Source organism: Stappia sp. MMSF_3263 (assembly GCF_030733745.1).
Lineage (GTDB): Bacteria > Pseudomonadota > Alphaproteobacteria > Rhizobiales > Stappiaceae > Stappia.
In genome coordinates this window covers 31363-43266 of record NZ_JASHIK010000002.1, presented here as the reverse complement: position 1 = coordinate 43266, position 11904 = coordinate 31363, and the positions used below count along the sequence as shown (strand labels likewise).

Sequence of the window (11904 nt, the reverse complement as noted above, 5' to 3'; positions counted from 1 at the left end):
CGGCCATGTCCAGTCGCGTGAACAACGCCGCGTGTCAGCGGTTGGAGCGGATCACTTGCACGTCCAGGTCCCGGATCTTCTTGCGCAGCGTGTTGCGGTTCACGCCAAGGAGCTCCGCCGCCTTGATCTGGTTGCCACGGGTCGCGGCCAGCGCCGCGCCGATCAGCGGATACTCAACCTCGCGCAGGATCCGGTGATAGAGGCCGGGAGGCGGCAACGCGTCCCCGAACGCCTGGAAATAGGTGTTCAGATAGCGTTCCACCGAACCGGACAGGTCGACCTGGCTGTTCTCTTCTTCTTCGACGCTCGGCGCCGGCTGGCTCAGTTCCTGTTCGATGAGGGCAGCCGAAATCACGTCCTGCGGATAGAGCGCGGACAGCCGGCGCACCAGGTTTTCCAGTTCCCGGATGTTTCCGGGCCAGCGGTAGCGGCGCAGCCGGTCGATGGCCGCCGTCTCGATCTGCTTCGCCGGCAGGCCCTCCTTCTCGGCGAGCGCGAAGAAGTGGCGCACGAGATCGGGGATGTCCTCGATGCGCTCGCGCAGCGGCGGCAGCCGGATCGGCACCACGTTGAGACGGTAGTAGAGATCCTCGCGGAAGAGACCCTGGTTGATGAGCTGGCGCAGGTCCTTGTTGGTTGCCGCCACGATCCGCACGTCGGTGCGGATGGGCACGCGCCCGCCGACGGTCGTGTATTCGCCCTGCTGCAGCACACGCAGCAGCCGCGTCTGCGCTTCCATCGGCATGTCGCCGATCTCGTCGAGGAACAGCGTGCCGCCGTCAGCCTGCTCGAACCGCCCGGCGGACCGCTGCTGCGCGCCGGTGAAAGCGCCCTTCTCGTGGCCGAACAATTCCGCCTCGATCAGATCTCGCGGGATCGCCGCCATGTTGATGGCGACGAAAGGGCCGTTGCGGCGCTTGCCGTAGTCGTGAAGCGCGCGCGCGACCAGTTCCTTGCCGGTGCCCGACTCGCCGTTGATCATCACCGACAGGTCGGTCTGCATGAGACGCGCCAGAACCCGGTAGATTTCCTGCATGGCCGGCGACCTGCCGACCAGCGGAATGTTCTCGCCATTGTCCTCCGGCGGCTCTACCCGGGTCCGCTTCGGCTCCGACAGCGCGCGTCCGACGATGGATGTCAGTTCTTTCAAGTCGAAGGGCTTTGGCAGATACTCGTAAGCCCCCTTCTCGGAAGCCCGGATCGCCGTCATGAACGTGTTTTGCGCGCTCATGACGATGACCGGAAGATCCGGGCGAAGCTTCTTGATGCGCGGCAACACGTCGAACGCGTTCTCGTCCGGCATCATCACGTCGGTGACGACGAGATCGCCGTCGCCGGAACTGACCCATCGCCAGAGCGTCGTTGCATTCGATGTCAGGCGGACGGTGTAGCCGGCCCGCGACAGGGCCTGGTTCAGCACCGTCCGGATCGCGGCGTCGTCGTCGGCAACTAGGATTGTACCGGTCGGCATGTATCGGGTTCCCAGGTATCAGGTCTCGTCCTGTGTCGCGAAAGCGGGCATCAGGATACGGAAAACGGTGCGGCCCGGCTGGCTGTCACATTCGATGACGCCCCCGTGGTCGCCGATGATCTTGGCAACGAGCGCAAGGCCGAGGCCGGAGCCGTTGGCCTTGGTCGTCACGAACGGATCGAAGAGATGCGGCAGAAGGTCGTCCGGGACGCCCGGGCCATTGTCCCGCACGCAGAACTCGAGCGGCAGGCTGACCTTCTCGCGCGAACCGGGAACGGAAAGCCGGATGCCCGGCCGGTAGGCGGTGGTCAGGGTGATCTCGCCGGTGGCCTCGCTGCTGACCGCCTCGCACGCGTTCTTCACCAGATTGAGAAAGACCTGGACAAGCTGGTCCCGGTTGGCAAAGACCTGCGGCAAAGAGGGATCGTATTCGACATTGATGGGCGTGTTGCGCGCAAATCCCGAATGAGCGAGACGCTGCACGTGATCGAGCACCACGTGGATATTGACCGGCTCGCGCTCGATCGGCCGCTCATCGGAGAACACCTCCATCCGGTCGACCAGCTTCACGATACGGTCGGTCTCGTCCATGATCAGGCGGGTGAGCGGCCGGTCGTCCTCTCCGGCCGAACCTTCAAGCAACTGCGCGGCGCCGCGGATGCCCGACAGGGGATTCTTGATCTCATGCGCCAGCATCGTCGCCAGGCCCGACACGGTGCGCGCCGCGCCACGCGAGGTCAGCTGCCGGTCGATCTTCTCCGCCATGCCGCGTTCCTGAAGCATCAGGACCACGGCTCCCGGCCTGTCGGCGACGGGGGCCGCGATGATGTCGACGATCTTTTCAGCGCCGATGCGCGGCGAGCCGATGTCGACCTTGTACTCGTTGACCGGCGCGCCCCGCTCGCGCACCTGGGAGATCAGCATCAGAAGCGGGCTGCCAAACGGAACGAAATGCGAAACCGGGTGGCGGCGCAGCACTTGGGCACTCGCCCGGAAAAAGCTCTCCGCGGCCATGTTCGCCTCGATGATCCGCCCTTGCGGATCGACCAGGATCAGCGGGTGAGGAAGAGCATCGAGTATCTGGCTCGATGCGCCGCTCGGCTGGCTTGCAACGGGTTCCCGCACGCCCCTCATGCCGCCTTCTCCATGCGCGCGTCCGGCGCATTGCCAAACCAATCGCGCAGGTTGCGCGTCACGAAGACCGGATCGGTGGAGGTCAGCAACGCCCGGCGGAGATTGCCCGGGATGTCCGGGGCGCCAGCGTCCAGATACCAGGCGATGTGCTTGCGGGAAAGTTTCAGCCCCTTCTCGGCGCCGTAATGGGCCAGCATCATCTCGACATGTTCCTCGATCAGATCTCCGAGTGCCGTGCCGGTCGGCGCACCCATCGCGGCCTCCCCGCCAAGCGCCGCCCCGATCGCTCCCGGAAGCCACGGGCGGCCATAGGCACCGCGCCCGATCATCACCGCATCGGCGCCGGAACGCTCGAGCATCGTCCGGGCATCGCCCGCGCTCAGGCAGTCGCCATTGGCAACCAGCGGCACGGAAATCCGCTCGCGCACGGCAGCGATCGCGGTCCAGTCCGCGCGCCCCTTGTAGAACTGGTTGCGGGTGCGGCCATGCACCGTGATCATCGCGACACCGGCCGCCTCCGCGCGCTGGGCAAGCTCGGGAGCGTTCAGGCATCCCTCGTCCCAACCGAGCCGCATCTTGAGCGTCACCGGCACCGTTGCCGCGCCCACCGTCGCCTCGATCAGGCGCAACGCGTGATCGAGATCGCGCATCAGCGCCGACCCGGAATAACCGGACGTCACCTTCTTGGCCGGACATCCCATGTTGATGTCGATGACGTCAGCACCCGCGCCTTCCGCGATCCTGGCACCTTCCGCCATCCAGCGCTCCTCGCGCCCCGCCAGTTGCACCACATGCGGGGCACCCTCAACGCCTTCGCTGCGCAGGCGCGTTTCGGGATGCCCTTCGGCCAGCTGCTCGCAGGCCACCATCTCGGAGACGACCAATCCGGCGCCAAAGCGATGGGCGAGCCGGCGGAACGGGACATCGGTGACGCCCGACATCGGAGCCAGGAACGCACGATTAGCGCTCGTCACGGACCTGATCCGCACTCCGCCTGCCAGCCTGTCACTGCGTTCTTTGCTCATATGATGTGCACTTTCCATTCTGCCTATAGAATAGACAATGACCGAATTGCTGCAAGCGCGAAATTGGACCGCAGCACTTAAGCCTTGTGGAGGAGCAATGAAAGCTCCAAAACCCGCAGGTCAGTTTCGAAAATCAATGTTGCAAGAATGACAAGACCGGCCGCCACCCAAGACAGCCCCCCTGCCACCGGAGTTTCCGCAATCATTGTCGCGGCCGGCCGGGGCACGCGCGTCGGCGGCGAGATCCCCAAGCAGTATCGCGACCTTGGCGGAAAGGCGGTGCTTCGCCATACGGTGGAGGCGCTGCTGGCTTGCTCCGAAATCGACACGGTCACAGTGGTCATTCATCCGGACGATCACCCTTTCTATGAACGCAGCATCAGAGATCTTGCAAGCGATCCCCGCATGCACGCTCCCGTTTCCGGCGGCGCCACCCGTCAGGCCTCGGTCCTGTGCGGACTGCGTGCGCTCGCCCCGGCCGCACCGGACATCGTGCTGGTCCACGACGCCGCGCGTCCTTTTGTCTCCGCCGGTGTCGTCGCCGCCTCGATTGCGGCTGTCCGCGAGGGCGCGGATGCATCCGTCTCCGCCGTTCCCGTCGCCGACACGCTCAAGCGCATCGACATGGGAACCGGGCACGTCACGCAGACCATCGACCGCACTGCGTTGCACGCGGCACAGACACCGCAGGCCTTCGCCTTTGCCGCGATCTTCAGGGCGCACGAGGCCGCCGCCGCGCAAGGACTGAACACCCTGACCGACGATGCGGGCGTTGCCCAATGGGCCGGCATGAAGGTCGCCGTCACGCTTGGCGATCCGGCGAATGTGAAAATCACCAGTGCGGAGGACCTGATGCAGGCCGAACAGCAGCAAGCCTTACGGACGCGGAACACGCACTGGGAGACCCGCGTTGCCACCGCCTATGACGTCCATGCCTTCGAACCGGGCGATCACGTCATGCTTGGCGGGATCCCGGTGCCTCACGACCAGGGCCTCAAGGGGCATTCCGATGCCGATGTCGTGCTTCATGCACTGACCGACGCTGTGCTCGCCACCCTGTGCGATGGCGACATAGGCTCGCATTTCCCCCCCAGCGACCCGCAATGGCGCGGTGTCTCGTCCGACCGGTTCCTTGCCTTCGCCATCGGGCGTCTGCGCGAACGCGGCGGCGAGATCACTCATCTCGATACGACGATCGTGTGCGAACACCCCAAGATCGGCCCGCACCGCGACCGCATGCGCGAAAGGATCGCGGAGATCTGCGCGACCGCCGCCAGCCGGGTATCGGTCAAGGCGACGACGTCGGAGGGCCTCGGCTTTACCGGCCGCTCGGAAGGCATTGCGGCCCTGGCCACCGCCACGGTCCGCCTCCCCGAATACGAGCAGAATGCGCTGGAAGGCTGAGATGACCGACCTCGCCCCTCTTGAGAGCCTCGCCACACGGGTGATCCGGAACTTCTCCAACGCAGGATGGATGCTGGCAACGGCGGAATCCTGCACAGGCGGCCTGATCGCCGGCGTCCTGACGGAGATCTCCGGCTCCTCCGCCGTCGTCGAGCGGGGTTTCGTCACCTATTCGAACGAGGCGAAGACGGAGATGCTCGGCGTCCCTGCGGACCTCATCCGCAGCGACGGCGCGGTCAGCCAGCGGGTCGCGATCGCAATGGCCGAGGGCGCGTTGCGCGGCTCGCGGGCGGATGTCGCCGTCTCGGTGACAGGCGTCGCCGGTCCGGGGGGCGGATCGCCGGACAAGCCGGTGGGGCTGGTGCATTTTGGTTTTGCCCGGCGCGGCTTTGCAGCGCGGCACCTGGAGAAGAGATTTGGCGACATCGGTCGCGACAAGGTCCGTCTGGCAACGGTCGAGGTTATCCTGCAGGAACTGGCGGGATTATTCGGTCCAATTTTACCGAACGACGAAGCCGGCTATTGACCAGACTTGCAAGTGCCTGTTGCCGTTAATTGTTTTTTCTGGGGATGGAACGCAAAGTCCGCCCAAACAAGGACCCGGCATATGCGTAAATCCTGTCTGATCACCGCCCTGGCCATGCTCGTTCCCGCAAGTGCGCTTGCGGGCGACTTCCACATGATCTCGCGCCAGCAGGACGGCACCTTCTATTCCAGCCACAAGATATTCGAGAAGAACGGCGAGAACCTGTATCAGGTGGCGCTGTGCGGCCGCTCTTATTTCGCCAGGGCCGCGACTGTCGCCTGGATGAACTACGAGGCGGAAGAAGGCCGTGACGTCGGCCTCGAATACAACCGGGGGAGCGGCTGGTACCGTGTCTGCGAAAATCCGGACCAGCAGGTCAAGCTGGCCGATATCGGCGTGCCTGGCACCAATGTCGAGGTGATGCGGGCCAGCGACGAGGCGATGAACCGCCGCCAGCGCTTCATCTTCATTCGCAAGACATTTGCCGACTACAACAATTCAGGTCAGTCCACTCCGTCCTACCACGGGCGCTGACGGCCGCAAGGTTCTCTCAGGTCGCGCTGCCGTAAACGACGTCGGCACGCTCCTCGAACGCGTCGGAGAACCTGCGGAACGCCCTGTCGAACATGGCTGACATCAGCGCACTGAGCGCGCGGCTCTTGAACTCGTAGGTGATGAAGAACCCGATCTCGCTCTCGTCCTCGCCGAGCGAACGGAAGGTCCAGGTGTTCTCCAGATGCCGGAACGGCCCGTCCAGATACTCGACCAGGATGCGCCCGTTGGCAGGCTCAAGCGTCACCCGGCTCGTGAAGGTCTCGCGAAACAGCTTGTAGGCCACCGTCATGTCGGCAACGAGCACCGTCCGGCCATCCTCCAGCGCCCGCCGCCCCCGAACCTGAAGCTTTTCGCAAAGCGGCACGAATTCCGGATACTTCTCGACATCGGCCACCAGCGAGAACATGTCGTCGCTGCTGTGGGCGACCTTGTGAACGGTCTGGAATGACGGCATATCGGGTTTCTGTCCGCGTCCGGTCCTGTTTCAACTCTTGGGGGCCAACCGCTGAAACGGCGAAATGCTCCACAGACGCCGTTTGACCCGATCCGGGTTTAGCGTGATTCCGGCGCTTCGCCAAAGGGGCCGCTGAGCCCCTTGGCCTCAGGCGAGGGCCTTGCCGCCCAGCTTCGCGTCACGGGCCCGCCTCAGATCGGCGAAATCCTCTCCCGCATGGTGCGAGGAACGGGTCAGCGGGCTTGCCGAGACCTTGAGGAACCCCTTGGCATAAGCGATCTTTTCGAAGGCCTTGAACTCGTCCGGCGTGACGAAGCGCGCCACCGCATGATGCTTCGAGCTGGGCTGCAGGTACTGGCCCACGGTCAGGAAGTCGACATCCGCGCTGCGCAGGTCGTCCATCAGCTGCAGAACCTCGTTCCGCTCCTCGCCGAGCCCGACCATGATGCCCGACTTGGTGAACATGGCAGGGTCGATCTCCTTCACCTGCTGGAGCAGGCGAATGGAGTGAAAGTAGCGGGCGCCCGGACGAACCGTCAGGTATTTCGAGGGCACCGTTTCCAGATTGTGGTTGAAGACATCGGGCCGTGCCCGCACCACGGTCTCCAGGGCTCCCGGCTTGCGCAGGAAATCCGGCGTCAGGACCTCGATCGTCGTGCCCGGGGCACGGTCGCGGATGGCGCGGATCACCTCGGCGAAATGCCCCGCTCCGCCATCATCGAGGTCGTCACGATCGACGGAAGTGATGACCACATGCTGCAGCCCCATCGTCGCCACCGCCTCGGCAACGCCTATCGGCTCGTTCCGGTCGACCGGTCCGGGCATGCCCGTGCGCACGTTGCAGAAGGCGCAGGCCCGCGTGCATGTGTCGCCCAGGATCATGAAGCTCGCATGCTTCTTCGACCAGCACTCGCCGATATTCGGGCAGCCGGCCTCCTCGCACACGGTCACGAGATTGTTGGAGCGCACGACCTGCTGCGTTTCCCGGTAGACGGGCGACGTCGGCGCCTTGACCCGGATCCAGGCGGGCTTGCGCTGGATCGGATTGTCGGGCCGGTGGGCCTTCTCCGGATGGCGGGGCCGCGCGGCGTCTGTGTCCGGTTTGGAAACCGTATCGAGGATCGTGACCATGGCCCCTAACTGTCGCTATTGGTGAGAAAGGTCAAGTGTTTCGCCGCAGGGCTGCTATGCCCTGGTAGCAGCTTTCATGAAGCACCCGAGCTTTGCCAGCGCTTCCTCGGAAAGGGGCTGCGATTTGCGTGTCTCGTCGTTCATCAGGACGATCACGGTCCGCGCCCGGGCAATCGGCGTGCCGGCCTGGCAGATGAGCTGGTCCAGCGTCAGCGAGCTGCGCCCGATCCTCTCCACGGCGGAACCGATCTCCACCGAGCCCGGCCATTTTCCTTCCGCGAGGAAGTCGAGTTCCAGACGGGCGATGACGAAGTTGGCGCCCGGCCGGGCAACGCTGTCGTCGCCGCCATAGAGCATGTCGACCCGCCCCGTTTCCAGGAAGGTGGAGAACACCGCATTGTTGATATGACCCTGACGGTCGGTGTCGCAATAACGCAGCTTGTCGGTGGACCTCACCGGATAGTCATCGAGATCGGGGGCATCGCCCATGTGAAGTTCCCGTTGTACGATAGCCCCGTCATCGGGCAGGTGCCGCCCGCTCAGCTGCGGATCTTGCGCCAGACGAACAGCGACAGGATGGCGCCGACAGTTGCCAGCACCAGCTGGTCGATGAACCCGCCGGTGACGTTGAGGTCAAGCAACTCCGCGATCTTGCCGCCAACCAGCGCGCCAATCAGGCCCACGACAAGGCTGCCGAGAAACCCGCCGCGGCTGTCGAGCACGCGATGCGCCACCGCACCGGCAATCAGGCCGATCACAATCCAGATGATGATACCCATGATGCCTCCGTCGCTTTTGCCTGGCGCGTGGAAGCCGACCGGGAACCCCGGCCGGCTGTTCACGTTGCAGGGGTCAGGCCAGGACCCGCGCCACCAGGACGACGACGATTGCGCCGATTGCCGCCACGATGATCTGGTTCACGAAGGCGTTGCCGACATTGATGTTGATGCCGGCGAGGTTGAACAGGAACCCGCCGACGAAAGCGCCGACCAGACCCGTGATCAGATAGCGCACCAGGCCGCCACCGCCGAGCACGAGGCTCGCCAGCCAGCCCGCGATCAAACCGATAACGCACCAGATCAGGATGTTTTTGACGTCCATATCGAATCCCCGTTTTGCGAGTATGCGCTCCTTAGCGCCCGCCAAGGTTAGACGTTCCCCGTGACAACTCAAGCGGTAGCGCCCGCCGCGCGCGTCGCGCGTCTGCTCGCCCGAGAACCCCGAAACCGGTTCCTCAGGCGTTCAGGACCTTGCCGTAGGCGTCGAGCACGCTCTCCTTCATCATCTCCGACAGGGTCGGATGCGGGAAGATCGTGTGCATCAGCTCTTCCTCGGTCGTCTCAAGGTTCATGGCGACGACGAACCCCTGGATGAGTTCGGTCACCTCGGTGCCGACCATATGCGCGCCGATCAGCTCGCCCGTCTTCTTGTCGAAGATGGTCTTGATCATCCCCTGGTCCTCGCCGAGCGCGATCGCCTTGCCATTGGCCGAGAAGCTGTAGCGTCCGACGCGGATGTCACGCCCCTGCTCCTTCGCCTTCGCTTCCGTCAGCCCGACGGACGCGACCTGCGGATTGCAATAGGTGCAGCCCGGGATCTTGGCCTTGTCCATGGCGTGGACATTCGGCAGCCCGGCGATCTTCTCGATGCAGACAACGCCCTCGTGTTCGGCCTTGTGGGCCAGCATCGGCGGGCCGGCGACATCGCCGATCGCATGGATTCCCGGCACGTTGGTGCGCCCGTAGCCATCGATGGCGATGCAGCCCCGGTCCGTCTTCACGCCGAGCGCCTCAAGGCCGAGCCCCTCGATATTGCCGTGCACCCCGACCGCCGATATCAGCCGGTCGGCGGTGATGGTCTGTACCTTGCCGTCCTTGGTCTCGACATGGGCGGTGATCGAGTTGGCGCCCTTCTCGACCTTGGTGACCTTCGCTTCGGTCAGGATCTTGAGGCCGCGCTTTTCAAGCTGCTTGCGGGCAAGGGCGGAGATTTCCGCATCCTCGACCGGCATCACCTGCGACATGACCTCGACCACCGTCACCTCGGCGCCCATGGAGCGATAGAAGGAGGCGAACTCGATGCCGATGGCGCCCGAGCCCATCACCACCAGCGACTTCGGCATGACGTCGGGCTTCATCGCCTCGAAATACGTCCAGATCAGCTTGCCATCCGGCTCGATGCCCGGCAGCGCGCGCGGACGGGCGCCGGTGGCGACGATGATGTTGCGGGCCGTGTAGGTGCCCTCGCCCTTGACGCCCTTCGGCACCGGGTTCTGCGGCTCGACGACAGGCTTCGACGACTTCGAAACGACGATCTCGCCAGGCTTGGTCAGCTTCGCCTCGCCCCAGATCACGTCGATCTTGTTCTTCTTCATCAGGAAGGCGACGCCGCCGTTAAGCCGGGCCGAAACGCCGCGCGAGCGTGCGACGACATCCTTCACATCCGCCGTCATCTTGCCTTCGAGCTTGAGGCCGTAGCTCTTGGCGTGGTTGGCATGGTCGAGGATCTCGGCCGAGCGCAGCAGCGCCTTGGTCGGGATGCAGCCCCAGTTGAGGCAGATGCCGCCCAGATGCTCGCGCTCGACGATGGCCGTCTTCAGGCCAAGCTGCGCCGCGCGGATGGCGGTGACATAACCGCCCGGGCCCGAGCCGATGATGATGACGTCATAGGACGTGCCGCTCATGAAAAATCCTCCAGATCGGACGGTGGATCAACGGCCCTCGCCAGGCCGGCAGTCGCCCGTATACGGACCCGAAAACGGGAATGGCAAAAGCACCGCGATGCGGCGGCCGGGGACGGATATCCCGCACCGCCGCACTGCGAATTACACCAGCATCGACATCGGGTTCTCGATATAGCCCCTGAAGGCTGCGAGAAGCTCGGCACCGAGCGCGCCATCGACGGCCCGGTGATCGGTCGACAGGGTCACCGTCATCACCGTGGCGATGGCGAGCGCATCGTCCTTGACGACAGGCCGCTTTTCGCCGGCGCCGACGGCAAGGATCGTTGCATGGGGCGGATTGACCACCGCCGCGAAGTCCTTGACGCCCATCATGCCCATGTTGGACACGGCCGTGGTGCCGCCCTGGTACTCCTCGGGCTTGAGCTTGCGCTCCTTGGCGCGCTTGCCCATGTCCTTCATCTCGTTCGAGATGACCGACAGCGGCTTCATCTCGGCGCTGCGCACGATCGGGGTGATCAGCCCGCCGGGGATCGACACGGCGACGCCGACATCCGAGTGCTTGTGCTTGACCATCGCCTCGTCCGTCCACGACACGTTCGCATCCGGAACGTCGCGCAACGCCAGCGCCAGCGCCTTGATCGTCATGTCATTGACCGAAAGCTTATAGGCGGGCTTGCCGTCCTTGTCCTTCGGCGCCGCGTCGTTGAGCTGGGCCCGCAGGGCCAGCAACGCGTCCAGTTCGCAATCCACGGAGACGTAGAAATGCGGGATGGTCTGCTTCGATTCCGTCAGCCGCTTGGCGATGGTCTTGCGCATGCCGTCATGCGGAACGAGCTCGTAGGACCCGTCCTCGAACAGCTTCAGCACCTGTTCGCTGGACGGACCCTTTGCCAGGGCCGGCGCCGAAGCGGCTGCCTTGGGCGCCTCGGCGGCGGGAGCGGCCGAGGCCTTGCCCGTGCCCGCTGCAAGCGCCTCGTCGATGTCGCGCTTGACGATGCGGCCATGCGGACCGGAACCGCCGATTGCGGCAAGGTCCAGGCTGTTCTGCGAGGCAAGGCGGCGCGCCAGCGGCGAGGCGAAGATCCGCCCGCCATCAGCGGCGGCCGGTGCCGGCGGCGCCTTGGCGGGCGCCGCATCGGCGGCCGGAGCCGGAGCGGCCTCGCTCTTCGCGGCAGCGTCCGGCGCGGATTTCTCAGGTGCGGGCGCGGAGGGCTTGGAACCGCCATTGTCGCCGCCGGCACCGCTCCCGGCACCCTCCAGCGCCGACGCGTCCTCGCCCTCTTCCAGGAGGAGCGCGATCACCTCGTTGACCTTCACCCCCTCGGAGCCTTCCGCCACGAGGATCTTGCCGATCTTGCCCTCGTCGACGGCCTCCACTTCCATCGTCGCCTTGTCGGTCTCGATCTCGGCAATGACGTCGCCCGAGGAAACGCTGTCGCCTTCCTTCACCAGCCACTTGGCCAGGTTGCCCTCTTCCATGGTGGGAGAAAGGGCCGGCATCAAAATCTTGATTGGCATCGT

The 11904-nt window shown here is 64.9% G+C and carries 13 protein-coding genes; 3 read left to right on the top strand and 10 right to left on the bottom strand.

Annotated elements, in window-relative coordinates; genetic code table 11:
• Positions 1–34: 34 nt before the first annotated feature.
• From ntrC to dusB, 3 genes are read right to left on the bottom strand one after another with little or no spacing between them, the layout of a single operon-like run.
• Entirely contained in the window at positions 35–1471 is a 1437-nt protein-coding gene (gene ntrC / locus RBB46_RS03050; protein WP_306027399.1) for a nitrogen regulation protein NR(I), read from the bottom strand.
• Between the two features lie 18 nt (positions 1472–1489).
• Positions 1490–2605 carry a nitrogen regulation protein NR(II) gene (locus tag RBB46_RS03045; RefSeq protein ID WP_306027398.1) on the bottom strand — a complete coding sequence of 372 codons (1116 nt, stop codon included), beginning with the start codon at positions 2603–2605 and terminating at the stop codon, positions 1490–1492.
• Positions 2602–3648 (bottom strand): tRNA dihydrouridine synthase DusB, encoded by a 1047-nt coding sequence (gene dusB / locus RBB46_RS03040; protein WP_306027397.1) that lies wholly within the window; start codon positions 3646–3648, stop codon positions 2602–2604. Before dusB ends, RBB46_RS03045 begins: the two co-directional genes overlap by 4 nt.
• A 129-nt stretch (positions 3649–3777) precedes the next feature.
• Here dusB and RBB46_RS03035 point away from each other — a divergent pair, with 129 nt between their 5' ends.
• The 3 genes from RBB46_RS03035 to RBB46_RS03025 all read left to right on the top strand — a co-directional run bounded on the left by RBB46_RS03035 (position 3778) and on the right by RBB46_RS03025 (position 6094).
• Entirely contained in the window at positions 3778–5034 is a 1257-nt protein-coding gene (locus RBB46_RS03035) for a bifunctional 2-C-methyl-D-erythritol 4-phosphate cytidylyltransferase/2-C-methyl-D-erythritol 2,4-cyclodiphosphate synthase (protein ID WP_306027396.1), read from the top strand.
• A 1-nt stretch (position 5035) separates the two neighbouring features.
• Positions 5036–5560, top strand: coding sequence for a CinA family protein (locus RBB46_RS03030; protein ID WP_306027395.1), 525 nt, complete (start codon positions 5036–5038; stop codon positions 5558–5560).
• An 81-nt stretch (positions 5561–5641) separates the two neighbouring features.
• A complete protein-coding gene (locus RBB46_RS03025) occupies positions 5642–6094 on the top strand; it encodes a hypothetical protein (protein ID WP_306027393.1) in 453 nt (150 codons plus the stop codon).
• A 16-nt stretch (positions 6095–6110) separates the two neighbouring features.
• On the opposite strand, the gene RBB46_RS03020 is transcribed toward RBB46_RS03025, so the two are convergent.
• The 7 genes from RBB46_RS03020 to RBB46_RS02990 all read right to left on the bottom strand — a co-directional run bounded on the left by RBB46_RS03020 (position 6111) and on the right by RBB46_RS02990 (position 11901).
• The gene (locus RBB46_RS03020; protein ID WP_306027392.1) at positions 6111–6569 is read right to left on the bottom strand and encodes a type II toxin-antitoxin system RatA family toxin; all 459 of its coding nucleotides are present in this window, start codon (positions 6567–6569) and stop codon (positions 6111–6113) included.
• A gap of 147 nt (positions 6570–6716) precedes the next feature.
• Complete coding sequence (lipA, locus tag RBB46_RS03015; protein WP_306027391.1) at positions 6717–7700, bottom strand: lipoyl synthase; 984 nt, start codon at positions 7698–7700, stop codon at positions 6717–6719.
• A gap of 54 nt (positions 7701–7754) precedes the next feature.
• Positions 7755–8189 carry a thioesterase family protein gene (locus RBB46_RS03010; protein ID WP_306027390.1) on the bottom strand — a complete coding sequence of 145 codons (435 nt, stop codon included), beginning with the start codon at positions 8187–8189 and terminating at the stop codon, positions 7755–7757.
• A 50-nt stretch (positions 8190–8239) separates the two neighbouring features.
• The gene (locus RBB46_RS03005; protein ID WP_306027389.1) at positions 8240–8479 is read right to left on the bottom strand and encodes a GlsB/YeaQ/YmgE family stress response membrane protein; all 240 of its coding nucleotides are present in this window, start codon (positions 8477–8479) and stop codon (positions 8240–8242) included.
• A 73-nt stretch (positions 8480–8552) separates the two neighbouring features.
• On the bottom strand, positions 8553–8801 hold the full coding sequence (locus tag RBB46_RS03000; protein WP_306027388.1) for a GlsB/YeaQ/YmgE family stress response membrane protein: 249 nt from the start codon (positions 8799–8801) through the stop codon (positions 8553–8555).
• 133 nt (positions 8802–8934) lie between these two features.
• Positions 8935–10383, bottom strand: a complete 1449-nt coding sequence (lpdA, locus tag RBB46_RS02995; RefSeq protein ID WP_306027387.1) for a dihydrolipoyl dehydrogenase — start codon at positions 10381–10383, stop codon at positions 8935–8937.
• Positions 10384–10524: 141 nt separating this feature from the next.
• Positions 10525–11901, bottom strand: a complete 1377-nt coding sequence (locus RBB46_RS02990) for a pyruvate dehydrogenase complex dihydrolipoamide acetyltransferase (RefSeq protein WP_306027386.1) — start codon at positions 11899–11901, stop codon at positions 10525–10527.
• Positions 11902–11904 lie beyond the last annotated feature (3 nt).

Excerpts from the sequence above, each read along its gene's own strand:
- ntrC (WP_306027399.1), bottom strand. The coding sequence starts at position 1,471 with ATGCCGACCGGTACAATCCTAGTTGCCGACGACGACGCCGCGATCCGG.
- RBB46_RS03045 (WP_306027398.1), bottom strand. The coding sequence starts at position 2,605 with ATGAGGGGCGTGCGGGAACCCGTTGCAAGCCAGCCGAGCGGCGCATCG.
- dusB (WP_306027397.1), bottom strand. The coding sequence starts at position 3,648 with ATGGAAAGTGCACATCATATGAGCAAAGAACGCAGTGACAGGCTGGCA.
- RBB46_RS03035 (WP_306027396.1), top strand. The coding sequence starts at position 3,778 with ATGACAAGACCGGCCGCCACCCAAGACAGCCCCCCTGCCACCGGAGTT.
- RBB46_RS03030 (WP_306027395.1), top strand. The coding sequence starts at position 5,036 with ATGACCGACCTCGCCCCTCTTGAGAGCCTCGCCACACGGGTGATCCGG.
- RBB46_RS03025 (WP_306027393.1), top strand. The coding sequence starts at position 5,642 with ATGCGTAAATCCTGTCTGATCACCGCCCTGGCCATGCTCGTTCCCGCA.
- RBB46_RS03020 (WP_306027392.1), bottom strand. The coding sequence starts at position 6,569 with ATGCCGTCATTCCAGACCGTTCACAAGGTCGCCCACAGCAGCGACGAC.
- lipA (WP_306027391.1), bottom strand. The coding sequence starts at position 7,700 with ATGGTCACGATCCTCGATACGGTTTCCAAACCGGACACAGACGCCGCG.
- RBB46_RS03010 (WP_306027390.1), bottom strand. The coding sequence starts at position 8,189 with ATGGGCGATGCCCCCGATCTCGATGACTATCCGGTGAGGTCCACCGAC.
- RBB46_RS03005 (WP_306027389.1), bottom strand. The coding sequence starts at position 8,479 with ATGGGTATCATCATCTGGATTGTGATCGGCCTGATTGCCGGTGCGGTG.
- RBB46_RS03000 (WP_306027388.1), bottom strand. The coding sequence starts at position 8,801 with ATGGACGTCAAAAACATCCTGATCTGGTGCGTTATCGGTTTGATCGCG.
- lpdA (WP_306027387.1), bottom strand. The coding sequence starts at position 10,383 with ATGAGCGGCACGTCCTATGACGTCATCATCATCGGCTCGGGCCCGGGC.
- RBB46_RS02990 (WP_306027386.1), bottom strand. The coding sequence starts at position 11,901 with ATGCCAATCAAGATTTTGATGCCGGCCCTTTCTCCCACCATGGAAGAG.